The 23,613-nt window shown below is 67.3% G+C and carries 22 protein-coding genes; 1 reads left to right on the top strand and 21 read right to left on the bottom strand.

What is annotated here, in order from left to right; all coding sequences use genetic code 11:
- Positions 1 to 6: 6 nt before the first annotated feature.
- From lpxA to sidA, 15 genes are all read right to left on the bottom strand, one after another.
- A complete protein-coding gene (lpxA, locus tag OCL97_RS00650; RefSeq protein WP_305337289.1) occupies positions 7 to 804 on the bottom strand; it encodes an acyl-ACP--UDP-N-acetylglucosamine O-acyltransferase in 798 nt (265 codons plus the stop codon).
- On the bottom strand, positions 801 to 1,274 hold the full coding sequence (gene fabZ, locus OCL97_RS00645) for a 3-hydroxyacyl-ACP dehydratase FabZ (RefSeq protein WP_304777167.1): 474 nt from the start codon (positions 1,272 to 1,274) through the stop codon (positions 801 to 803). The genes lpxA and fabZ overlap by 4 nt, the downstream gene beginning before the upstream one ends.
- The gene (gene lpxD, locus OCL97_RS00640; RefSeq protein WP_377366689.1) at positions 1,271 to 2,296 is read right to left on the bottom strand and encodes a UDP-3-O-(3-hydroxymyristoyl)glucosamine N-acyltransferase; all 1,026 of its coding nucleotides are present in this window, start codon (positions 2,294 to 2,296) and stop codon (positions 1,271 to 1,273) included. The genes fabZ and lpxD overlap by 4 nt, the downstream gene beginning before the upstream one ends.
- A gap of 40 nt (positions 2,297 to 2,336) precedes the next feature.
- Positions 2,337 to 2,963, bottom strand: coding sequence for an OmpH family outer membrane protein (locus OCL97_RS00635; RefSeq protein WP_377366687.1), 627 nt, complete (start codon positions 2,961 to 2,963; stop codon positions 2,337 to 2,339).
- A 5-nt stretch (positions 2,964 to 2,968) separates the two neighbouring features.
- Positions 2,969 to 5,368, bottom strand: coding sequence for an outer membrane protein assembly factor BamA (bamA, locus tag OCL97_RS00630; RefSeq protein ID WP_377366685.1), 2,400 nt, complete (start codon positions 5,366 to 5,368; stop codon positions 2,969 to 2,971).
- 29 nt (positions 5,369 to 5,397) lie between these two features.
- On the bottom strand, positions 5,398 to 6,615 hold the full coding sequence (locus tag OCL97_RS00625) for a M50 family metallopeptidase (protein WP_377366683.1): 1,218 nt from the start codon (positions 6,613 to 6,615) through the stop codon (positions 5,398 to 5,400).
- Between the two features lie 14 nt (positions 6,616 to 6,629).
- On the bottom strand, positions 6,630 to 7,829 hold the full coding sequence (gene dxr / locus OCL97_RS00620) for a 1-deoxy-D-xylulose-5-phosphate reductoisomerase (RefSeq protein WP_377366681.1): 1,200 nt from the start codon (positions 7,827 to 7,829) through the stop codon (positions 6,630 to 6,632).
- Entirely contained in the window at positions 7,817 to 8,659 is an 843-nt protein-coding gene (locus tag OCL97_RS00615) for a phosphatidate cytidylyltransferase (RefSeq protein WP_377366679.1), read from the bottom strand. Before OCL97_RS00615 ends, dxr begins: the two co-directional genes overlap by 13 nt.
- Positions 8,640 to 9,392, bottom strand: coding sequence for an isoprenyl transferase (locus OCL97_RS00610; RefSeq protein ID WP_377366677.1), 753 nt, complete (start codon positions 9,390 to 9,392; stop codon positions 8,640 to 8,642). The genes OCL97_RS00615 and OCL97_RS00610 overlap by 20 nt, the downstream gene beginning before the upstream one ends.
- A gap of 38 nt (positions 9,393 to 9,430) precedes the next feature.
- Positions 9,431 to 9,997, bottom strand: a complete 567-nt coding sequence (frr, locus tag OCL97_RS00605; RefSeq protein WP_304713588.1) for a ribosome recycling factor — start codon at positions 9,995 to 9,997, stop codon at positions 9,431 to 9,433.
- Between the two features lie 37 nt (positions 9,998 to 10,034).
- Positions 10,035 to 10,754 carry a UMP kinase gene (gene pyrH, locus OCL97_RS00600; protein WP_305337293.1) on the bottom strand — a complete coding sequence of 240 codons (720 nt, stop codon included), beginning with the start codon at positions 10,752 to 10,754 and terminating at the stop codon, positions 10,035 to 10,037.
- Positions 10,755 to 10,853: 99 nt separating this feature from the next.
- Complete coding sequence (gene tsf, locus OCL97_RS00595) at positions 10,854 to 11,792, bottom strand: translation elongation factor Ts (protein WP_304713587.1); 939 nt, start codon at positions 11,790 to 11,792, stop codon at positions 10,854 to 10,856.
- A 95-nt stretch (positions 11,793 to 11,887) separates the two neighbouring features.
- A complete protein-coding gene (rpsB, locus tag OCL97_RS00590; RefSeq protein WP_377366674.1) occupies positions 11,888 to 12,796 on the bottom strand; it encodes a 30S ribosomal protein S2 in 909 nt (302 codons plus the stop codon).
- 182 nt (positions 12,797 to 12,978) lie between these two features.
- A complete protein-coding gene (gene dnaE, locus OCL97_RS00585) occupies positions 12,979 to 16,419 on the bottom strand; it encodes a DNA polymerase III subunit alpha (RefSeq protein WP_377366672.1) in 3,441 nt (1,146 codons plus the stop codon).
- 27 nt (positions 16,420 to 16,446) lie between these two features.
- A complete protein-coding gene (gene sidA / locus OCL97_RS00580) occupies positions 16,447 to 16,539 on the bottom strand; it encodes a cell division inhibitor SidA (RefSeq protein ID WP_215340377.1) in 93 nt (30 codons plus the stop codon).
- A gap of 110 nt (positions 16,540 to 16,649) precedes the next feature.
- On the opposite strand from sidA, the gene OCL97_RS00575 reads away from it, so the two are divergent.
- Positions 16,650 to 16,949, top strand: coding sequence for a hypothetical protein (locus tag OCL97_RS00575; RefSeq protein ID WP_305337296.1), 300 nt, complete (start codon positions 16,650 to 16,652; stop codon positions 16,947 to 16,949).
- Here the strand turns inward: OCL97_RS00575 and OCL97_RS00570 are convergent.
- From OCL97_RS00570 to OCL97_RS00545, 6 genes are all read right to left on the bottom strand, one after another.
- Positions 16,946 to 17,647, bottom strand: coding sequence for an ABC transporter ATP-binding protein (locus OCL97_RS00570; protein WP_304780162.1), 702 nt, complete (start codon positions 17,645 to 17,647; stop codon positions 16,946 to 16,948). The genes OCL97_RS00575 and OCL97_RS00570 overlap by 4 nt on opposite strands.
- Positions 17,640 to 18,935 (bottom strand): lipoprotein-releasing ABC transporter permease subunit, encoded by a 1,296-nt coding sequence (locus tag OCL97_RS00565; protein ID WP_370690219.1) that lies wholly within the window; start codon positions 18,933 to 18,935, stop codon positions 17,640 to 17,642. The genes OCL97_RS00570 and OCL97_RS00565 overlap by 8 nt, the downstream gene beginning before the upstream one ends.
- Complete coding sequence (gene proS, locus OCL97_RS00560; RefSeq protein WP_377366669.1) at positions 18,926 to 20,239, bottom strand: proline--tRNA ligase; 1,314 nt, start codon at positions 20,237 to 20,239, stop codon at positions 18,926 to 18,928. The genes OCL97_RS00565 and proS overlap by 10 nt, the downstream gene beginning before the upstream one ends.
- 281 nt (positions 20,240 to 20,520) lie before the next feature.
- A complete protein-coding gene (locus tag OCL97_RS00555) occupies positions 20,521 to 20,784 on the bottom strand; it encodes a DUF1467 family protein (RefSeq protein ID WP_377366667.1) in 264 nt (87 codons plus the stop codon).
- Entirely contained in the window at positions 20,781 to 21,206 is a 426-nt protein-coding gene (mce, locus tag OCL97_RS00550) for a methylmalonyl-CoA epimerase (protein ID WP_377366665.1), read from the bottom strand. The genes OCL97_RS00555 and mce overlap by 4 nt, the downstream gene beginning before the upstream one ends.
- 69 nt (positions 21,207 to 21,275) lie before the next feature.
- Positions 21,276 to 23,564, bottom strand: coding sequence for a CaiB/BaiF CoA transferase family protein (locus tag OCL97_RS00545; protein ID WP_377366663.1), 2,289 nt, complete (start codon positions 23,562 to 23,564; stop codon positions 21,276 to 21,278).
- Positions 23,565 to 23,613: the final 49 nt, after the last annotated feature.

The raw sequence follows: 23,613 nt of genomic DNA, 5'->3' as shown, positions 1-23,613 counted from the left end.
CGGCGGCTAGACCTCGCGCTCGGGCAGGCAGAGCGGGCGGCTGCCGTCGGCGCGGATGAAGTCGATGATCTCGCGGACCTCCTCGGACCCGGCATAGGTCTCGATGGTGTCGTCGAGGCGCTCCTGGAAGGTGCCTTCGTCGGCGAAGAGCATGCGATAGGCGGCGCGCATCGTATTGATGGTCTCGCGGCTGAAGCCCCGGCGCTTCAGGCCCACCAGGTTCAGCCCCTCGAGGTGGGCGTGGTTGCCCCAGACCGAGCCATAGGGGATGACGTCCTTCACCACGGCCGCCAGGCCGCCGATCATCGCGTGCCGCCCGACCCGGGTGAACTGATGGACGGCGGCCAGGCCGCCGACGATCACGAAATCGCCGATCTGGCAGTGGCCGCCCAGCGTGGCCTGCTTGGTCAGGATCACGTTGTCGCCGACCTTGCAGTCGTGACCGACATGGCTCTCGATCATGTACAGGCCATCAGACCCCACGCTGGTCACGCCGCCGCCGTTGACGGTGCCGACGTTCATGGTGGCGTGCTCGCGGATGATGTTGCGGTCGCCGATCACCAGCTGGGTGGGCTCGCCCTTGTAGGCGGTGTGCTGAGGCGGGCCGCCGAGCATGGCGAAGGGATAGACGGTGTTCCCGGAGCCGAGCTCGGTGTGGCCGTCCACGACGATGTGGGAGACCAGCCTGGTGCCCGCGCCGAGCCTGACATTGGGCCCAACCGTGCAGAACGGGCCGATAACCACGCCGTCGCCAAGGACCGCGCCGTCGGCGATGATGGAGGTGGGATGGACCTGGACGCTCATTGGGTGGCCACGACCATGGCGGCGAACTCGCATTCGGCCGCCACCTTGTCGCCCACCATCGCCTGGCCCTGGAACTTGAAGAGGTCGCCCCGGGCGCGGATCACCTTGACATTCAGGCGCAGGACGTCGCCGGGCCGCACCGGCTGGCGGAAGCGGCCGTTGTCCACCGAGACGAAGAAGATGGTCTTGCCGGCCACGTCCACCTCGAGGGACTTGGACATCAGCACCGCGCCGGTCTGGGCGAGCGCCTCGATGATCAGCACGCCCGGCATGACCGGATAGTCGGGGAAGTGGCCCTGGAAGAAGGGCTCGTTGATCGTCACGCACTTGATGCCGACGATGGATTCACTGGCCTTGTAGTCCTCGCAGCGATCGACCAGCAGGAAGGGATAGCGATGCGGGATCCGCTTCACGATCTCGGTGATGTCGATCTCGGTGGGAGACTCGTTGACGGGGGCCTTGCGGCTCATTGATCAGGTTCCTCCCGACGGCGCACGGCGGCCGCCTTGGTCAGCCAGGCGACTTCGCGCAGCCATTTTCGCATAGGCATGGCCGGGTATCCGCCCATGACCGCCTTGGGGGCGACGTCCCGGAAAACGCCGGCGCCCGCGCCGATTTGAGCGCCTTCGCCGATGATGACGTGGTCGGCCACCCCGGCCCGGCCACCGAACGCCGAGCCATCCCCAATCGTCACGCTGCCTGAAATCCCCGTGAAGGCCGCCATGACGCAGTTGCGGCCGACGCGCACGTTGTGAGCGATCTGCACCTGGTTGTCGATCTTGGTGTTCTCCCCCAGGACCGTGTCCTCATAGGCGCCGCGGTCGATGCAGGTGTTGGCGCCGACGGTCACCCCGTCCTGCAGGATCACCCGGCCAAGCTGCGGGATATCGATCACCCCGGTGGGTCCGGCGGTCGCGCCGAAGCCGGCCTCGCCGATGACCGCGCCAGCCAGGATCTTCACCCGGTCGCCCAGCAGGGCGCAGTGGATGCTGACATTGGCGCCGATGACGCAGTCACGGCCAATGGTGACCCCAGGCCCGATGACGGTGTTGGGGCCGACGACGGAGCCCCGACCGATCTGGGCGCCCTGGCCGATGGCCACGCCAGGGCTGATGATCGCCCCCTCCTCCACCCTCGCGTCGCGGGAGACCGCGGCCGCCCCGGCGTGCAGGCGCGGCCGGTGGAGCCGTTGGCCGGACATGGCGTAGGCGGCGGCGGGTTGGCGGGTCACCAGGGCGACGCAGCCCTGGGGCACGAGGCCGACGTCCCGCTGCGTGACAAAACACGCGGCGGCGCGGGTCTCTGCCAGCTCGGCGGCCAGCTTGCGATCGGAGAAGTAGGTGATGCTGTCGGCGCTCGCTCGCGCCAGGATCGCAACGCGGGCGACCTGAACCGAGCCGGCCCCGGGCGCCGACAATTCGGCCCCGGTCAGCGCTGCGAGCTCCGCCAGGGAGACGGGGCCCAGATCTTCGAAAAAGCGCGGGTCAGGCATCAAGCACTCTCAGCTCGACCCGCGCATAGCCCGAGTCGTTCTATTTGCGGGCGGGAGCCGCAGCTTGCGGGGTGGCGGCCGGTTGGTCCAGCCGTTCGCGCTCAAAGGCGAACTGAGTGATCTTGGCGTTGAGGCCGCTGAGGATCGCCGGGCTGATGTCCATGGCCGGATTGGCGACCAGAACGGACTCGGCGCGCAGCAGGACGCTGCACTGACGCTGCTGGTAGACCTGACGCATGATCGGCTCCATTTCCTGGCCGACGCGGCCAAGAGCCTTCTGCTGCGTGCGGTCAAGCTCATTGTCCCGCTGCTGCGACTTGCGCTTGTAGGCGTTCAGCCGCACCTGCAGGCCGGCCGCGCGGGTGTCGAAGGTTCCCTGGTCCAGCGTGGCCTTCTGGCTCTCCAGAGCCTGGCCGTCCCTCTGCAGAGCGGCTTCCTCGGCCTTCAGCTCGGCCTCAACCTGGGCCAGGATCTGCTGCATGCGGGTCTGGACGTGCTTGCCCACCGTTGAGCTGGAGATGACGCCCTGGATCGACATGACGCAGACCCCTGGAAGGGCGGGACCGTGAGTGATGGTCGGCGCGGCCGCCTGGGCGAAGGCCGAGGAGCTGGCGCTGAGCGAGAGCGCGGCGACGCAGGTCGCCGCGACTAGGTTTTTGATCGTCATGGGGGTCAGAACTTCGTTGAAGTGGAGAAACGGAAGGTTTCGGTCTTGTCGTAGTCTTCTTTGGCCAAAACTTGGCTGAAGTCGAAACGGATGGGACCCATCGGAGACTTCCAGAACACCGAGAGACCAGCCGTGGCGCGCAATGAAAGGTCGTCGAAGATCAGCGGATCGCGCGTCCCGGCAGGATAGGGAAGGTTTGTGACCGGATTGATCGAGCCGGGCTGATATTCCTTGTCCACGTCATCCAGCAGGCCGACGGTGCCGAAGTCGGTGAACAGGGCGGCCTTGATCCCGTACTGCTCGGGCACGAAGGTCGGAATGGTCAGCTCCACCGAACCGATGGCGTAGGCGCGGCCACCCAAGGCGTCACTGCGGGCGAAGTTGGTGTCCCGCGGGCCAAGACCCGCCGTCTCGAAGCCGCGGAAGCTGTTGCCGCCCTTGTAGGAGCGGTCGTTGATGCGGATCGTGTCGCCGCTCCAGCCGGCGATATAGCCCGCCTGGCCGGTGACGCTGAGGATGAAGTTCTTGTTGAAGCCGTGGTACCAGCCGCCGTCGATGTCGGTCTTGATGTAGTTCACATCGCCGCCGACGCCGGCCAGGTCCTGGCTGATATCGGCGTAGAAGCCGCGGGTTGGATTGATCGGATTGTTCCGGCGATCCAGGCGCAGGCCATAGCCCACGAGAGATGTCAGGAACGCTCCGCGCTGGGCGCAGAGCGACAGGGAGACGATCGGCGAGGTCGGATCGCAGTAGGTGTCGTCAATGTCCACCTCGTCCTGGCGCAGCACGTAGCGCGTCGTCATCGACGAGTTCAGGGTCAGTGGGAACCCGGCGCGCAGGTTCATGCCCAGCGTGCTGGTCTGATAGGCCGAGTAGTCGGTCAGGTCGTAGCGGTAGGAATAGATGTCCACCCCGGCCCGCAGATTGCGACCCAGGAAGCGCGGCTCGGTGAAGGAGAAGTCCACCTGCTGGCGCAGGGAGCCAACGGAAATCCGGGCACGCACATCCTGGCCGCGGCCCCGGAAGTTGCGCTGGGTGACGCCGAGATCCAGGACGAGCTGGTCGACCGACGAATAGCCGGCGCTGAACGAGAGCTCCCCGGTGGGCTGCTCCTCAACCTGCACCTGCAGGGTCGTGCGGTCCGGCGCGGATCCCGGGATTTCGGTGATGTTGACGTCCTTGAAGAAGCCAAGGGCGCGGATGTTGTTCTTCGACCGGTCCACCAGGGCGCGGTTGTAGGCGTCGCCCTCCACCAGGTTCAATTCCCGGCGGATGACGTAGTCGAGGGTCTGGCTGTTGCCGACGATGTCGATGCGCTCGACATAGACGCGCGGACCTTCACGGACCTGGAAGACCACGTCGACGGTCTTGGTTTCCCTGTTGGCGACATAGCGCGGCCGCACGTCCACCGAGGCGAAGCCCGCGGCGCCGGCGGCGAAGGTCAGGGAGTCGGTGGCGCTCTCGATAATCTCGTCGCGATAGAGCTCACCCGAGCGGATCGGCACCAGCTGCAGCAGCAGGTTCTTGTCCAGCTTCTGTAGTTCGGTCTCCACGGAGATCTTGCCGAACTTGTATTCCGGGCCTTCATCAAGGGTATAGGTGATGACAAAGCCGTTCTTGTCGGTGGACAGTTCGGCCACGGCCGAGATCACGCGGAAGTCGTAGAAGCCGCGGTTACGGTAGTGCTTGCGCAGCTGTTCCTTGTCGTACTCGAGCCGATCAGGGTCGTAGTTGGCGTTGGACGAGAAGAACTTGTACCAGCTGGTCTGCTCGGTCACGACGACGTCGCGCAGGTCGTTGTCGGAGAATTCCTGGTTGCCCAGGAAGTTGACCCGCAGCACGCCGCTCTTGGGCCCTTCGTCGATCTCGAAGATCAGGTCGACGCGCTTCTGGGGCAGCTCGACGATCTTCGGCGACACCGTGGCCGAGATCCGCCCCGAGCGGCGATACAGCTCGACAATGCGCTGCACATCGGCCTGGACCTTGGCGCGGGTGAAGATGCCGCGCGGACGCACGGTGACTTCGTCGCGCAGCTTGTCTTCCTTCAGGCCGGAATTGCCCTCGAAGACCACCTTGTTGACGATCGGGTTCTCCACGACCGTGATGGTCAGGTCCCCGTTCAGCAGGTTGATCTTCACATCCGAGAACAGGTCAGTGCGGAACAGCGCCTTCAGCGCCAGGTCGAGCTTGGCGGGGTCTGCGGCCTCACCGGCCTGGATCGGCAGGTAGGAGAGCACGGTCGACTGCTCGATACGTTCATTGCCCTGAACAATGATGCGCTGCACGACGCCGGCTTGCTCAGCGGCCTGGGCGAAGGCGAGACTCGGCAGGGTGATCGCGGTCGAGCCCAGAAGCAGGGCGAGACCGGAGGCGAGCGCGGCGCGTTGGGCGCGGGTTCTTTGCATCGTTTCTGCCGTCAACGGAAATGGGGGGGTCAGGAAAGCAGACCGCCGAGGATTTTGAACACACGCAGTTGCTGCAGATCGTTCCAGGTCGCGAACAACATCAATCCCAGCAACAGCGCAAGGCCCACACGATAACCCGCGGCCTGAACCTTGGCCGCCAGAGGCCTGCGGGCCACAGCTTCGTAGGCGTAGAACAGCAGGTGGCCACCGTCCAGCACAGGCACCGGCAGCAGGTTCATGAAGCCGATTCCCACCGACAGCACGGCGGCGAGACCCAGCAGGGCGACGCCGGCGCCGAGAACCTGTGATCCGAGGTCGGGCGCTCCCAGGGCCCCGGTCTGGGCGACCTGGCCCGAGACCCGCGCGATTCCCAGGGGCCCGCTCAGCTGGTCGGCCGAGACCTGGCCCGTGACCATGCGGCCCAGATAGTAAACCGTGGTGCTGAGCACGCGCCACGTCCGTTCGACACCCTTGCCGACGGCTTCGATGGGATTGTAGCGGACATGCACATAGTCCTCGCGCGCCTGGGCCGGCACGATCCCCAGGGTGCCCTGCAGACGTTCGCCGCCGAGACCGTCGGAGCGCATCTGCAGCTTGGAGGTGGCGGTCAGCGACACCTCATCGGTTCCGCGGCGCACCACGAACACCGTGGGCAGGTTCACCCGAAGCTGGGCCACCTCCGCCAGGTCCATGAAGCTCTTGACCGGACGACCGTTCGCCTCGGCGATGAGGTCGCCGGCGCGGAACCCCGCCTGGGCGGCGGGACTGCCGGCGGCCACGGAGGCCACCTTGGCCGGCAGGAGGTGCTCTCCGAGGGCGAAGACCAGGGTGGCGAACAGGATGATGGCGAGGACAAAGTTGGCCATCGGGCCCGCGGCGGCGATCACCGCCCGCTGCCAGATCGGCTTGAAGTGGAAATAGCGGGAGAGCGCCCCCTCCCCTTCGCGGGCCACGATGGACTGGCGCAGGGTCTCCAGGTCGTCCTGGTCGGGCACGCTGGCGGCGTTGTCGTCGCCGGCGAAGGCGACATAGCCGCCGACCGGCGCCCAGCCGATCCGCCATTGCACCCCTGACTTGTCGGTCCAGGATGCGATGGCCTTGCCAAAGCCGATGGAGAACCGGTCGATGGCGACGCCGAAACTCTTCGCCGCCCAGAAGTGCCCCAACTCATGGATGGTGACCACAAGGGTCAGCACCAGGATGAAGGGCACGATGTAAATCAGACCAGTCTGAAGAAAAGAAAGCATGGCGAGGCTACTCCCTACGTCGCCGGACTGAGCCCGGCGACGACATCGCACGCAACGCGACGCGCCATCGCATCTGTCGCCTTCGCACTCTCGAGAACATCGCTGTTGGGTTCCCCCGCGAGGCCTTTGGCCTCAACACATTCGAGTGTGTCGGCTACGATTGCGGCAATATCGAGAAAGCCTATGCGGCGGTCAAGAAAAGCGGCCACCGCGACCTCATTGGCCGCATTCATCACCGCCGGGGCCGCGCCGCCGGCCGCAAGCGCGTCCTTGGCGATCTGCAGGGCGGGGAATCGTTCGTAGTCGGGCGCCTCGAAGGTGAGCTGCCCGACCTGGGCGAGATCCAGCTTGGGTGCGGGCCAGGGCAGACGGTCGGGCCAGGCCAGGGCGCAGGCGATCGGGGTGCGCATGTCGGGCGCCCCCAGCTGAGCCAGGGTCGAGCCGTCCACATATTCCACCATCGAATGGATGATGGACTGCGGATGGACGATGACGTCGACCCGCTCGGCCGGCATGGCGAACAGATAGGCCGCCTCCACCATCTCCAGGCCCTTGTTCATCATGGTGGCCGAGTCGATGGAGATCTTGACCCCCATGTCCCACATCGGGTGGGCCACGGCCTGTTCGACACTGGCCAGACGCATCTGTTCCCGCGTCCAACCCCGGAACGGTCCGCCCGACGCGGTCAGGACCAGGCGCGAGACATGCTGGGCGACCATCGGGTCGAAGACCTGGAAGATCGCCGAGTGCTCGGAATCCACCGGGATCACCACCCCGCCCGCCAGCTTGGCGATGCGCAGCAGCTGCGGCCCGGAACAGACCAGGCTCTCCTTGTTGGCCAGGGCCACGATGGCGCCGGACCGCGCCGCCGCCAGGGTGGGCCCGAGACCCGCGAAGCCCACGATGGCCGACATCACCCACTGGGCGTCCATGGCCGCGGCCTCGACCACGGCGTTGGGTCCGGCGGCGGTGGCGACGCCTGTGCCGGCCAGGCGGTCACGCAGTTCGGAAAGCTTGGTCTCGTCCTCGATCACCGCCAGCTTCGGCCGCCAGCGGCGAGCCTGCTCGGCGAGGCGTTCGACATTGCGGCCCGCGGTCAGGGCGATCATCTCGACCTCGGCGCCCGACTTCTCGATGAGGTCGAGGGTGGAGACGCCCACCGAGCCCGTGCAGCCCAGGACGCTGAGGCGGCGCGGAAGGCTCAATGCCCCCATCCCAGGTGGTTCACCAGGCGCGCTGCGGCGATGATCACGACCGCGAACAGCAGGCCGTCGACCCGGTCCAGCAGGCCGCCATGGCCGGGAATGAGGTTGCCGGAGTCCTTCACCCCGAAGCGGCGCTTCAGAGCCGATTCCCAGAGATCGCCGGCCATGGTGGCCAGCCCGCCCAGCAGCCCCACCAGGGCGCCGGCGGCCATGTTGAGTTCGAAGGCCGGGATGATGGTCATGAGGGCGCCCACGGCCATGGCGAACACCAGCCCCCCCACGAAGCCCGACCAGGTCTTGTTGGGCGAGAACCGCGGCCAGAGCTTGGGGCCCTTCAGGGCGCTGCCAACGGCGAAGGCGGCGATGTCGGCGGTCCAGGTTATGGCGAACAGCATCAGGGTCCACCACTGCCCCTGGGGCATGGCGCGCAGCCAGATCAGGCAGATGCAGGCGATGCCGATATAGAAGACCCCGAAGGCGGCGTCCGACGGTCGCTCTGCGACGCCACGCGCCACGAGGGCCGAGGCGACCCCGCCCAGCAGCAACCCGCCCCAGGCCAGCCACATGTGGTCGCGGTGGGCCAGGAACACCCCGGCGAGGATGGCCACGGTGACGGCGGTGGAGACCCGGATCGGCGCATAGGGTGCGCTCATTCCGCCCCATTCGATGGACAGCAGGGCGACGGCCACGGCGACCAGAACCAGGAACGGCCAGCCGCCCGCCGCCAGGCCGGTGTCGAACCAGACTGCGGCCAGGGCGGTGGGCACGAGAACGGTGGCCGAGGCCACCCGCACGCCCAGATTGGTCCAGTTGAAACGCTTAGCCGGCGGCAAGGACATCGTCCGCGACGGCGCCATACCTGCGCTCGCGCCGGTGGAACTCGTCGATCGCCGCCTGCAGGTGATCTGGCGTGAAGTCCGGCCAGAGAACGTCGGGGAAGACGAACTCGGAATAGGCCGACTCCCACAGGAGGAAGTTGGAGAGGCGTTGTTCACCGCTGGTGCGCACCACCAGGTCGGGAGGCGGCAGGCCGCCGGTGGAGAGCCTGGCCTCGAAGACTGTGTCGGTGATCGCCGCGGCGTCGATCTTGCCGGCCAGGGCGTCGGCCACCAGGGCGCGGGCGGCGTCGACGATGTCGGCCCGGCCGCCATAGTTGAAGGCCACCTGCAGGAAGAACTTGTCGTTGTGAGCGGTGCGGGTCTCGGCGCGCTCGACAATCTCGGCGATGTCGGGGGGCAGCCCCTCGCGGCGGCCGAGGATGCGGACCTTTACGCCCTCACGGGTCAGCTTCTCCAGGTCGCTGTTCACATAGTGCTTCAGCAGCCGCATGACCTCGGCGACCTCGCCGGCGGGGCGGCGCCAGTTTTCGGTGGAGAAGGCGTAGAGGGTGAGCCAGCGGACACCCTGTTCGGGAGCGGCCTCCACCACCTTGCGAATGGCCTCCACGCCCTTGGGATGACCCAGCTTGCGCGGCAGGCCCCGGCGCTTCGCCCAGCGGCCATTGCCGTCCATGACGATCGCCACGTGCAGCGGCGTGTCCTTGGGGGGCGGCTCTGTGGGAGCGGAGGCCATCAGGTTTTCCGTTTCGTCCTTTCGGTCAGTGTGGACGACTAAACCTGCATGATCTCTTGCTCTTTGGTTTTCAAGGCTTCGTCCACGCGCTTGATGGCCTCGTCGGTCATCTTCTGGACCTCGGTCTCCATGCGCTTCAGGTCGTCCTGGTTGATGGCCCCGTTCTTCTCGGCCTTCTTCAGGTCGTCGTTGGCGTCGCGGCGCACGTTGCGGACGGCGATCTTCTGCTGTTCGGCATACTTGCCGGCGATCTTGGCCAGGTCCTTGCGGCGCTCCTCCGTGAGCGGCGGGATCGGGATGCGCAGGTTCGTGCCTTCGTTGACGGGGTTGAAGCCGAGACCCGACGAGCGAATCGCCTTCTCCACCGACACCACCATGCCCTTGTCCCAGACGCTGACGGTGATGGAGCGGGGCTCCGGCACGCTCACGGCGGCCACCTGGTTCAGCGGCACGGTCGAGCCATAGGCCTCCACCATCACCTGATCGAGCAGGCCTGCCGAAGCCCGGCCTGTGCGCAGGCTGGCGAACTCGTCCTTCAAGGCGGCGATCGCCTTGTCCATCCGGTCCCGGTAGCTCGAAAGCACCGGCTTTTCTGCGTCGGCCATGGGTGCGTCTCCCTTAAGTCAAAGGTTGTCGGCGTGGTCAGGCGATGGTGGTGAAGACGCCTTCGCCCTGCAGCACCTTCATGAAGTTGCCCCGCTCGCGGATAGAGAACACCACGATCGGCACGTTGTTGTCGCGCATCAGGGCGATGGCCGAGGCGTCCATGACCCGCAGGTCCTGGGCCAGCACGTCCTGGTAGCTGAGGGTCTCGTAGCGGCGCGCGCTGGGATCCTTCTTGGGGTCGGCGGTGTAGACGCCGTCGACGCTGGTGCCCTTGAAGAGGGCGTCGCAGCCCATCTCGGCGGTACGCAGGGCCGCAGGGGTGTCGGTGGTGAAGAACGGTGCGCCGAGGCCGGCGGCGAAGATCACCACCCTGCCCTTCTCGATGTGGCGCTGGGCCCGCCTGCGGATATAGGGCTCGCAGACCGCGTCCATGGGGATGGCTGATTGAACCCGCGTGTCCACGCCGGCCTTTTCCAAGGCGCCCTGCAGGGCGAGGGCGTTCATCACCGTGGCCAGCATGCCCATATAGTCGGCGTTGGCCCGGTCCATGCCCTTTCCGGCCAGGGAGACGCCGCGGAAGATGTTGCCGCCGCCCACCACCAGGCAGAGCTCCACCCCGGCGTCGACCACTTCCTTGATGTCCTGAGCCACCGCGTCGATGGTCGCGGTGTCGATACCGAACAGGGCGTCGCCCATCAGGACCTCGCCCGACATCTTCAAGAGAATCTTCTTGTAGCGCGGCTTGGCGTCGGACATGGGGCGCTCTCGAGAATCTAGGCGGTACTACATAAACCAAGGGCGCCGTGCGCGTCGAACGCACGGCGCCCCAGGGCCGTCTTTTTGTCAGCCTGTAAGTTAGGCTTGGCCGGTCATCGAGGCGACTTCGGCGGCGAAGTCGTCCACCTTCTTCTCCACGCCTTCACCCAGGGCGAAGCGCACGAAGCCCTTCACGGTCACCGGCGAGCCGGTTTCCTTGGCGGTGTCGGCGATCAGCTGCTCGATGGTCAGGTCCGGGTTCATGACGAAGGGTTGCTTCAGCAGCACCACTTCTTCCTGCCACTTGCGGATGCGGCCTTCGATCATCTTCTCGACGACGCCGATGGGCTTGCCCGATTCCAGCGCCTGGTCGGTGAGGAACTTCTTTTCCTTCTCGACGGCGGCGGGGTCCAGGTCGGCCTCGGTGAGCGCCAGCGGCGGGGTCGGGGTGCCGGCCACGTGCAGGGCGATCCTGCGGCCCACATCCTTCAGCACCGCCTGGTCGCCGGCGCCTTCCAGCGCGACGAGCACGCCGAGGCGGCCGACGCCATCGCCCTGCGCATTGTGCAGGTAGAGGGCCACGGCGCCCTGAGCGACGCTCAGGCGAGCCGAGCGGCGCAGGCGCATGTTCTCGCCGATGGTCGCGATCAGGTTGGTGATCACGTCGCTGACGACCTCGCCCTTGGCGGTCTTCGCCGCGGCGATGGCCTCGACGTCACCGTCGATGTCCAGCGCCACGAGGGCGCAATCGCGCGCCGCGTCCTGGAACTTGTCGTTCTTGGACACGAAGTCGGTCTCGGCGTTCAGCTCGATGAGCACGCCGGTCTTGCCGTCATCGCTCAGCTTGCCGGCCACCAGGCCTTCAGCGGCGGCGCGGTCGGACTTCTTGGCGGCCTTGGACAGGCCCTTGGTGCGCAGCCAGTCGATGGAGGCTTCGACGTCGCCGCCGTTTTCCTGCAAGGCCTTCTTGCAGTCCATCATGCCCGCGCCGGATTTCTCGCGCAGGTCCTTGACCAGCGCAGCGGTGATTTCCGCCATGGTGAGCTCCTTCAGATCAAATGGGTTGGCGGGACCCCATCTAGGGCCCCGCCGTGTCGTGTTCGTGTCGGCTCGCCGGAGGGCGTGCCTCCGACTTAGTCTTGGGTCGCGGTCGGTTCAGCCGCCGGGGCTTCCGCCGCGGTGGTCTCCGGTTCGGCCGCGGCCGGGGCCGGTTCCGCAGCGACCGGGGCCGGAGCGGCGGCGGCGGGCGCGGCCATCTCGGCTTCGGTCACGACCGGTTCCGGGGTCAGCTCACGGGCCAGGGTCGGCTCGATCGGGGCCACGGAGGCGCCCAGGTCCACACCGGCGGCCGATTGGCCGGCGGCCAGACCGTCGAGGACCGAGTCGGCCATCAGGTCGCAATAGAGCTGGATGGCGCGCGCGGCGTCATCATTGCCCGGGATCGGATAGGTGATGCCGTCCGGATTGCAGTTGGTGTCCAGGATGGCGATGACCGGGATGTTGAGCTTGCGGGCTTCCTGGATCGCGATCGCTTCCTTGTTGGTGTCGATCACGAACATGATGTCGGGAATGCCGCCCATGTCCTTGATGCCGCCCAGGGACAGCTCAAGCTTGTCGCGCTCGCGCGTCAGCTTCAGCAGCTCCTTCTTGGCGCGGCCTTCCGAGCCGCCTTCCAGCAGGCCTTCCAGCTCGCGCAGACGCGAGATCGAGCCCGAGACGGTGCGCCAGTTGGTGAGCGTGCCGCCCAGCCAACGGTGGTTCACATAGTACTGGGCGCTGCGCTTGGCGGCGGTGGCCACCGGATCGGAGGCCTGACGCTTGGTGCCGACGAACAGCACGCGGCCACCCGAGGCGGCGACCTCACGCACCTTCACCAGGGCCTGGTGCAGGAGCGGGATCGACTGCGAAAGGTCGATGATGTGGATGTTGGAGCGGCTACCAAAGATGTAGCGGTCCATCTTCGGATTCCAGCGGTGGGTCTGGTGGCCGAAGTGGGCGCCAGCTTCCAGGAGCTGACGCATAGAGAAGTCGGGAAGCGCCATGTCGTATGGTCCTCTTTTTCCGGTTAGCCTCCGCAGACAAACCCTCCCGAAGGAGGACCGGAATGGAAACCGGCGGGATGTCTCCCCGCCAACCGCCAAACGCCTGCGTGTGGAATGGGCGCGGATATAGGGCCAAGCGCCAGAAAATACAATAGCCAGGGGCAGTTGGCTGCGGGAGCCGCCTAGAGATCCTCGACGAAGACTACCCCGGGCGCCGTCTTCAGGGCGCCACGCACCGCATTGTCCAGGGTGAAGCGGCCGGGCAGCTTGACCTCCACCTCGCGGCCGCCCTCCACCGGCGCCACCAGGATGACCTCGCCGCCGCGACTGTTCGCCGAGCCCTCGAGGCGCTTCTTCAGGGCGTCGATCTCGGCGCTGCGGGGGGCGATATGGACGCGCAGACCGGCCACGGCGTTCTCGATGGCCCGGTCGATGGGCTCGCAGCCGTCGCCGAAGAACCGCACCTCCCCGTCCCTGGCCTTGGCGCGGATCCGCAGGCCGACGCACTTGCCGGGCTCCAGCAGCTCGCGGGCGTTGCGCAGGGATTCCGGCGGGAACAGCACCTCGAACTCGCCGGTGGGGTCGGAGAAGGTGACGAAGGCGAACTTCTCGCCGCTGGAGGCCGAGGCCCGCTCCTGCTTGCGGCGGACAACCCCGGCCATGCGGAAGGCCTCGGCGCCGGCCATGGCCTTGGGCAGGACATCGGCCAGCAGGTCCACCCGCTTGCGGCGCAGGGCGGGCACCATGTCGTCCATGGGGTGGCCGGAGAGATAGAAGCCGACGGCGGCCAGTTCCTCATCCAGGCGCTGGGTCGAGGACCAGGTGTCGATCTTGGGCAGGCGCGGCCGCTGGGCCTCCACCTGGTCGCCGCCAAACAGCGAGCCCTGCGACGACGCCCGCTCGGCGGCCACCGACTGGCCGTAGCCCACCAGCACATCGGCGGCGCCGACGATCTGGGCGCGGTTGGCGTGGAGCGAATCGAAGGCGCCGGCCCGGGCGAGGGTCTCGAAGGAGCGCTTGTTGACCTGCTTGGGGTCGACGCGCTCGACGAAGTCGAACAGGTCCTTGAACGGCCCGGCCTCGGCGCGGACGGCCACCACATGCTCCATGGCCTGCAGGCCCACATTGCGGATGCCGCCCAGGGCGTAGAGCACCTCGCCGTCCGCCACGTCGAAGTCGGCGGCCGACAGGTTCACGTCCGGAGCTCGGATCTTGACCCCGAACTTCTTGGCGTCCTGGTAGAAGACCGCCAGCTTGTCGGTGGTGGAGATGTCGAGGCTCATGGAGGCCGCGAAGAACTCCGCCGGCGCATTGGCCTTCAACCAGCCGGTTTGGTACGAGATCAGGGCGTAGGCGGCCGCGTGGCTCTTGTTGAAGCCGTAGCCCGCGAACTTGTCCACCAGGTCGAAGATGCCCCCCGACTGCTCGGCCGAGACGCCCTTTTCGGCCGCGCCGGAAATGAACCGCGCCCGCTGCTGGTCCATCTCCTCCTTCTTCTTCTTGCCCATGGCCCGGCGAAGCAGGTCGGCTTCCCCCAGCGAATACCCCGCCAGGATCTGGGCGATCTGCATCACCTGTTCCTGATAGACGATGACGCCGTAGGTCTCCTTCAGCACCACCTCCAGGGACGGGTGAAGGTAATCAACGGGTTTGCGGCCGAACTTGCAGTCGATGAACAGCGGGATGTTGTCCATGGGCCCGGGCCGGTACAGGGCGCCGACGGCGGTGACGTCCTCAATAGAGCCGGGGCGAAGCTGGCGCAGGGTGTCACGCATCCCCTGGCCTTCCAGCTGGAACACGCCGACCGTCTGGGCCGCGCTCATCAGCTCGTAGGTCTTGGCGTCGTCCAGGGGCAGCGTGGCCATGTCGACGCGGGCGCCGCGCTTGTCGAGGTGCTTCAGGGCCCGGTCGATGACGGTGAGCGTCTTCAGGCCCAGGAAGTCGAACTTCACCAGGCCCGCGCTCTCCACCCACTTCATGTTGAACTGGGTGGCGGGCAGGTCCGAGCGGGGATCGCGGTAGAGCGGCGTCAGCTCGGTGAGCGGCCGGTCACCGATCACCACGCCGGCGGCGTGGGTCGAGGCGTTGCGGTAGAGACCCTCGAGCTGGAGGGCGGTCTCCAGCAGCTGGGCCACGGCCTCGTCGTCGTCCTTGGCCTGGCGCAGGCGTGGTTCGATCTCGATGGCGCGGGCCAGGGTCACCGGATTGGCGGGGTTGGCGGGCACCATCTTGGCCAGGCGGTCCACCTGGCCGAGCGGGAGTTGCAGCACGCGGCCAACGTCGCGCAGCACGGCGCGGGCCTGCAGGGTGCCGAAGGTGATGATCTGGGCCACGCGGTCGCGGCCATAGCGCTGCTGCACGTAGGAGATCACCTCTTCCCGCCGCTCCTGGCAGAAATCGATGTCGAAGTCGGGCATGGACACCCGCTCGGGGTTCAGGAACCGCTCGAACAGCAGGCCGTAGCGCAGGGGATCGAGGCCGGTGATCAGCAGCGACCAGGCCACCAGGGAGCCGGCGCCGGAGCCCCGCCCCGGACCCACGGGAATGTCGTGGGCCACGGCCCACTTCATGAAGTCCGACACGATCAGGAAGTAGCCGGGGAAGCCCATGGCCTGGATGACGCCGATCTCGCGCTCCAGCCGGTCCCAATAGTCCTGCTCGGTCCCCGAGAGCGTGTGGCCCTGCAGGCGTTTGCGCAGGCCCTCGCGCGCCTGTTCGGCCAGTTCCTCGGCCTCGGTGCGGCCGGCGACCGTGGGGAAGCGCGGCAGGATCGGGTCGCGCTTCTTGACCATGAAGGCGCAGCGCCGCGCGATATCGAGGGTGTTGTCGCAGGCCTCCGGCAGATCGGCGAACAGCTTGCGCATGTCGGCGGCCGGCTTGAACCAGTGCTCGGGTGTCACCCGGCGCCGATCCTCCTGGCTGATATAGGCGCCGTCGGCGATGCACAGCAGGGCCTCGTGGGCCGTATAGAGCTCTGCGGGGCCGAAATAGACGTCGTTGGTGGCCACCAGGGGAATGTCGAACTCGTAGGCGTAGGCCACCAGTTCCGGCTCGGCGGCGGCCTGGGCGGCCATGCCGTGGCGCTGCAGCTCAATATAGAAGCGATCCCCGAACACCCGGTGCATCTCGGCCAGGGCCGCCTTGCCCTCGAGCGTCTTGCCCGCGGCCATCAGCGGATCGACCGGTCCGTCGACACCGCCCGACAGCAGCAGCAGGCCCTCGGCCCGCTCCGCCACCGCGCTCCAGGGAACCTGAGGCTCCTCCGTGGGCTCGATGTCCAGATAGGCCATGGAGGAGAGTTCGGAGAGGTGCAGATAGCCCTGCTCGCTCTGGGCCAGCAGGACGACAGTGGGAATCTTGGCCCAGCGTTCAGGCGGTCCCTCACCGATGCCGCGCACCGGCAGGGCGACGCCGACGATGGGCTGGACGCCGGTCTCCTTGGTGGTGACGGAGAACTCGAGCGCCCCGAACAGGTTGGCCCGATCGGTCAGGGCCACGGCCGGCATATGGGCCTTGGCCGCCAGCTTACCGACCGCGTCGGCCTTGATGGCGCCTTCCAGCAGCGAATAGGCCGAGCGGACCCTTAAGTGGACGAAACCGTCTTGTCCGCCCTCGCCGCTCACGCCGTCCTCCGCTTCAAAAGATCAGCCTCAGGCGGCCAGTTGCGCGACCTGACACATCATCCAGACAAACCCCGCGACCGACACAAAGGCCAGCGATTCCCGCGCCAAACGAACAACCATAACGTCACCCCTGTGAATGTTCTGCGTATGTTCCTATTCGCCTTTTGTTCTCATGACAAGGGGGCTATGTTGGCATCATCGTCACGCCAGCAACGAACGGGAGCATCACAGTGGCTCACATGATTGGGGCGGTCTTCGGCGCCTTAGTGGCAATGTTCCTGGTCAGCCGTGCGACCTTGTGGTTGTTCAAACGGCTTGGCGACAGACCGGCCCGCATCCTGACGGCGCATGCCGTCGCCTGTGGCGCAGCCGTGATCCTTGGCGGCTTCGGGTTCGCCAATGGCGGACCGCCCGCTTTTGGCTATGCAGCTAGCTTTTACGTCTTGCCGACGCTGGTCTGGCTCGCGGTGGATTTGCTGGGATGGAAGGGCCGCGCTGCGAAGGCGCCTCCTGCGGCCGACCTCCCCTAAAATCCCGTCTGCGTCTCCAGCTTCCCGTCCTTGAGCCCCAGCACCCGGTCCATGTGCCGGGCCAGTTCGAGGTTGTGGGTGGCGACCAGGGCGGCGACGCCGGTGGCGCGGGCGAGCGCATAGAGGTTTTCGAACACCGCCGCTGACGTATGGGGATCGAGGTTGCCGGTGGGTTCGTCGGCCAGCAGGAGGCGGGGCGAGTTGGCCAGAGCCCGGGCGATGGCGACGCGCTGCTGTTCGCCGCCGGAGAGCTGGGCCGGCTGGTGCTTGACCCGTTCGGCGAGGCCGAGCTGTTCCAGCAGGAAGAAGGCGCGCTCGCGGGCGGGCTTGCGGCCCACCCCGGCGATCATCTGCGGCAGGGCCACATTATCCAGCGCCGAGAACTCCGGCAGCAGGTGGTGGGCCTGGTAGACGAAGCCGATGGTGTGCAGGCGCACGCGGGTGCGGATGCGGTCACTGAGGTTGGAGCAGTCGCGGCCCTCGATGAAGATCTGGCCGGCGGTCGGGCGCTCCAGCAGGCCCGCGGCGTGCAGCAGCGACGACTTGCCCGAGCCGGAGGGGCCGATCAGGCCCACGACCTCGCCAGGCATGACGTCGAGGTCGGCCTCGTTGAGCACCGTCAGGGTCTTGTCGCCGGTCTGGTAGGTGCGGGTCAGGCCACGGATGGCCAGGACCTGGTCGGCGTGGGTCTCACTCATAGCGAAGCGCCTCCACGGGATCGAGACGCGAGGCGCGCCAGGCCGACGGCAGGCTGGCGATGAAGGTCATGACCAGGGCGCCGCCGGTGATGCCGCCGACCTCCAGCCAGTCGATCTTGGCCGGCACGCGGGTGAGGAAATAGACGTCGGAATTAAACACCTGGGCGCCGGTGGCCCACTCCACGAACTGCTGGATCTCGCCGATGAAGGTGCAGAACAGCACCCCGATCAGCAGGCCCGTCGCAGTGCCCAGAATGCCGATGGTGGCGCCGGTCATGAAGAAGATGCGCAGGATGCTCCCCTGCCCCGCCCCCATGGTGCGCAGGATGGCGATGTCGCGGCTCTTGTTCTTCACCAGCATCACCAAGCCCGAGATGATGTTCATGGCGGCGATGAACAGCAGCATGGTGAGGATCAGGAACATGACGTTCCGCTCCACCTGCAGGGCGCCCCAATAGGAGGCGTTCTTCTGGGTCCAGTCGGTGACGATGGAGGCCGGGCCGGCCACGCGGGCGACGTCGGGCTTCATGTCGACGGCCTTGTCGGGATCGGCGAGCTTCATCTCCACGAAGTCGACGCCGGTGTCGCGGCCGAAGAACAGCTGGGCCTGGGCCAGCGGCATGTAGATGAAGGCCTGGTCGTACTGACTCATCCCCACCTTGAAGGTGCCGGCCACGGTGTAGGACTTGCGCTGCGGCGTGGCCCCGAAGGCCGTGGCCCCGCCGGTGGGCGAAATGAGCGTCAGGGCGTCGCCGGCCTGGACCCCCAGGTTACGGGCCAGGTCGTCGCCCACCAGGATCATGTCCCCGCCATACTCGCCGTCGCCGAAGCCCTCCAGGGAGCCGGAGACGATGTTGCTGGAGATGATCTCGGTGGCCTTGAGGTCGGCGGGGGACAGACCGCGCACGATGGCGCCGCTGATCTGGCCCATGCCGAGCGCCATGGCCTGGGCCTCGATGACCGGGGCGGCCTGGATCACGCCCGGCAGGGCGCGCAGGCGCACCACCATGGGGTCGCGCTCAGGGGTCTGCAGCACGCCGCCCGCCACATAGACGTGGCCGTTGAAGCCCAGGATGCGGTTCAGCAACTCGGAGCGGAAGCCGTTCATCACGCTCATCACGATGATCAGCACCGCGACGGCCAGGGTGATGCCGATGAAGGAGATGATGGAGATCAGGGCGACGCCGCCCTGGCTCTTCTTGGCGCGCAGGTAGCGGCCCGCGACGGTGCGCTCCCAGACCCCGAAGGGCTGGCCGCGGCCTCCCAGGGTCGGGTTGCTCACGCGCAGATGACCTTGAGCGCCTGCTCCAGCGGCAGGGTCTGCTTCTCGCCGGTGGCGCGGCGCTTGATCTCCACCGTGCCGTCGGCGACGCCCTTGGGGCCGACCACGAGCTGCCAGGGAATGCCGACCAGGTCGATGGCCGCGAACTTGGCGCCCGGACGCTGGTCGCTGTCGTCCAGCAGGGGATCCTTGCCCGCCGCGATCAGGGCCTGGTAGGCGGTCTCGGAAACCTCATCGGTTCCGGCGTCCCCGGGCCGCAGGTTGATCACCGCCACGCCGAAAGGCGCCACGGCGTCGGGCCAGATGATGCCGGCCTCGTCGTGGCTGGCCTCGATGATGGCGCCGGTCAGACGCGAGACGCCGACGCCGTAGGAGCCGCCATGGATGGGGTGGTTCTGGCCGTCAGGCCCGGCCACCTCGGCCTTCATGGGCTTGGAGTACTTCTCGCCGAAATAGAAGATGTGGCCCACCTCGATGCCGCGGGCCGAGAGGCGCTTGTCCTCAGGCACCAGGGCGAAGGCCGCCTCGTCATGCATTTCCTCGGTGGCGGCGTAGAGGTTGGTGCGCTGCTCCACCAGGGGCTGGAGGTCGCCGTCCCAGTCGACGTCGCCGGGAGCGCCCATCTCCACCAGGTCCTTGTGGCAGAAGACCTGGCTCTCGCCGGTGTCGGCCAGGATGATAAACTCGTGGGACAGGTCGCCGCCGATGGGGCCGGGATCGGCCTTCATGGGCACCACGTTCAAGCCCATCCGCGCATAGGTGTTCAGATAGGCGATGAACATGCGGTTGTAGGATTTGCGCGCGGCGGCCTCGTCCACGTCGAATGAATAGGCGTCCTTCATCAGGAACTCGCGGCCGCGCATGACGCCGAACCGGGGGCGGCGCTCATCCCGGAACTTCCACTGGATGTTGTAGAGGTTCTTGGGCAGGTCCTTGTAGCTCTTCACATAGGCGCGGAAGATCTCGGTGATCACCTCCTCGGCCGTGGGGCCGTAGAGCAGGTCGCGCTTGTGGCGATCGGTGATGCGGAGCATCTCGTCGCCGTAATCCTCATAGCGGCCGCTCTCGCGCCAGAGGTCGGCGAGTTGCAGGGTGGGCATCAGCACCTCGATGGCGCCGGCCCGGTCCATCTCCTCGCGGACGATCTGCTCGATCTTCTTCAGCACCCGCAGACCGAGCGGCAGCCAGGCGTAGATGCCGGCGGCCTCCTGGCGGATCATGCCGGCGCGCAGCATGAGCTGGTGGCTGACCACCTGGGCGTCGGAGGGGGCTTCCCGAAGCGTCGGCATGAAGTAACGCGAAAGACGCATCTGGCGGAGATTCCCGGACGAGGTTCAGATCAACGGCCCTGATAGCCGCTGCGCTTGGACCTTGGCAACGAAGCTGGATGAAAAGAAGGCCGCCCAGGGAGGCGGGCGGCCTTCTCGTCGTCGGGGAAAACGCCACGAGCGGCCTTCGGCTGCCCGCGATGTGACTCTTGGTAACCTGGGTTACGCCGCCCGGCGAAGGCGTTACGTGCGGCCTGCGCCACGACATAGGTTTCGCCCAATCTTTAAGCGAGCAGGCCGTGCGGCGCTGAGGCTCTGGGCAATCAGCCCAGGCCGGAGGGGAGGCTGGGCAGCGGAATGACGTTGAACCGCAGCAGCAGCCACAGGAGCACGAAGACGATCGCCGAGATCCAGGTGGTGGTGATGAACTTCTTCTTGATCTTCGGATCCACGGGCGCAGCCGGATCGCCGCCGTCGCCCTTGTTGATCCCGGCCTCGGCGTGGCTGGTCGTCCCGAGGGGCAGGACGGCGAACAGCACCACCCACCAGATGGTGAAGTAGATGGCGATGCCAGTGAACCAGGTCATCCGTGAGCTCCCTTGGGGGTTTCCATGAGTTCGACCAGGACGCCGCCCATGTTCCTGGGATGGATGAAGATCACCGGCACCCCGTGGGCGCCCATGCGAGGCTCGCCGGTTCCCAGGACGGTGGCGCCCTTGGCGCGCATGTCGTCGCGGGCCACGAGGATGTCGGGCACCTCAAAGCAGATGTGGTGCTGGCCGCCGGAGGGGTTCTTGGCCAGGAAGCCGTGGATCGGCGAGGCCTCGCCATAGGGCTCGATCAGCTCGATCTGGCTGTTGGGAGTGTCGACGAAACAGACCCAGACGCCCTGCTCGGGCAGGGCGAACTTCTCGCCGATGGAGGTGGCGCCCAGCAGGTCGCGGTAGACCTTCACGGCCTCGTCGATGGAGGGGGTGGCGACCCCCACATGGTTCAGTCTGCCGATCATGCCGTCCGCCTCGCGCTTTGCGAGGGCGGTATAGACGACTTCCGCGGGGTTAGGGGAGCGTCTTCACGCCTACTGCGTGAACAGCGCCGTGCCGCCGTCCCGCAGGTGGGCCAGGTTCGCGGCGGGGCCGAAGATGGCGCCGGCGGCCAACAGCTCGGCGATGTGGGCGTGCGAATAGCCCATCTCCTCCAGCAGTTCGCCGCTGTGCTGCCCGAGGTCGGGCGTGGGGCGCTGGAAGCCGCTGGCGCCGCGGGCGAAGTCGGCATAGGCGCGCACGCCGAGCATGTCCCCCAGGCGCGGGTGCCGCCAGACCTCGAAGAAGTCATTCTCCCACAGCCATTCGCTCTCGAAGGCCTCGTAGCCGCGCAGCACCGGCGCGCAGGGCACGCCCTGAGCCAGCAGTTCGGCCAGGACGCCGTCGCGCATGCGGGTGGCCAAGGCCAGTTCCAGGGCGCGGGCCAGATGACCGTCCCGCGGCGCGGTGAGGGCGTTGGCCGGCAGGGGGATGCGCAGAACCCCGCACACGCTGTCTGCCTCCTCCCTTGTCTCGCAGACCAGGGCGATCCAGCCGTCGGCGCACTGGTAGTATCGATGCAGGGCCCGGAGCCCGAGACAGTCCTCGGCGCCGACGTCGTTGGGCGGGCGGTCTTCATAGGTGGTGACTTCGCCAAGCTGGAAGGTCAGGCTCTGGGCCATCAGGCTGGTGACCACCTCCTGCCCCTCCCCGGTTGTCTCCCGGGCATTGAGGGCCGCGATGATGGAGAAGGCGACCACGGCGGCGGTGGCCACGTCATTGACCGGAATGGTGTGGAGCACCGGCTCCCCCTCCCCGCCCTGGGCCGCCATCATCCCGCCCTCGGCCTGCAACAGCGGGTCGAACCCCGGCAGGACGGCGCGAGCGCCCTTGTCGCCATAGGCGTTGATCGAGCAGGAGACGATGCGCGGATTGATGGCCTTGAGCGCCGCATAGTGGATGCCCAGGCGCTCGCGCACGCCGAAGCGATAGTTGTCGAGAATGACGTCGGCGCCGCGCACCAGGTCGAAGAACATCTCGCGGGCGGCGGGCTGCTTGAGGTCGATGCCCAGGCCCCGCTTGCCCCGGCTATAGGCCATGAAGCCACCGCCATTGCTGCGGAAGGGGTCGCCTTCGATCGGCTCGATCTTGATCACGTCGGCGCCGAGATTGGCCAGCACCCCGCCGGCATGGGCGCCGGCGATCACCGTGCCCAGGTCCAGCACCTTGATCCCCGACAGCGGCTGCGGCCGGTCATTGGCGCCGGTGGGCTGCGGGTGGGGCCGCTCGGGCCAGGCGTGGCCGTTGAGGGGCTTGGCCAGGTGGCGTACCGAGCCGGGGGTGACCGAGAGGCGCGAGGGCACATTGGGCATGTGGACGGGGCCGAGCTCGGGATGGTCCAGCGTCACGCGGGCCTCGGCGGCGGCCACGGCCTCGCCGGCGAACCAGGGCTCGCGGGGACCAACCGGCGCGCAGGGGACCCCGTTGGCCTGCAGCAGCTCCAGCCACTCGGCGCGGGGGCGGGTCTTGAACACCGCCTTCAGGGCCTCGCGGGCCAGCAGTGGGTCCGAGGCGAAGGTCTCCCAGTGATCGCCAAGCCCCAGGGCCTGGATGGCGCGGTGATAGAAGGCCACAAACAGGGTCGCCAGGAAGAACCACTGGCCATCGCCGCACTCGTAGAGCCGGTAGCTGGGCGAGGCTCCCAAGGGCGCGCCACGCGGCAATGGTGGGTCGGAAAGAACCCGGACCGGGCCGGTCACCTCGGAGACGCCGTGCAAGCCGCTGACGGTCACCGCCTGGCCCTTACCGCTGCGGTGGCGCTCCAGCAGGGCCGCGCTGATGGCGGCGGCGCCCATCACAGCCTGACCATAGTGGCAGAGCGGCAGGATCAGATGGATCGGCTGGTCGGAATAGGCGCCCTGCCGGAAGGCGACGCCGCTCAGCGCAGTCAACAGGCTGTGGTGCGACGGCAGCTGGCTCCAGGACCCGGTCGTCCCATAGGGCGGCATCCAGGCATGGATCAGGTGGGGATGGGCCGCGGTGATCGTCCGGGCGTCCAGGCCGAGGGCCTCGAGCTGGCCTGGATGGTGGTCGAACAGGGCGACGTCGGCGCGGGCGATCAGGTCACGGGCCGCGCCTATCCCAGCCTCGGTGGCGAGATCGAGGGTCAGCAAGCGCTTGTTGCGGTTCCAGGCCAGGTAGCCGGGATGATCCCTCATCCGGTCGCCCTGCGGCGGCTCGACCTTGATGATGTCGGCCTCGAAGTCCCCCAGCATCATGGCGGCCATGGGCCCGGCCAGCCCTTGCGTGAAGTCGACGATGCGCACGCCGGCGAATGCGGACATTGAGACGCCCTCCCTGGTGCGGGGTGCGTCATGGCGCGCGCCCTCGCAG

Origin of the sequence: Phenylobacterium ferrooxidans (genome assembly GCF_042714595.1) — a bacterium.
GTDB lineage: Bacteria > Pseudomonadota > Alphaproteobacteria > Caulobacterales > Caulobacteraceae > Phenylobacterium > Phenylobacterium ferrooxidans.
Note: the sequence above shows the minus strand (reverse complement) of the source record. Positions and strands in the feature narration are given on the sequence as shown.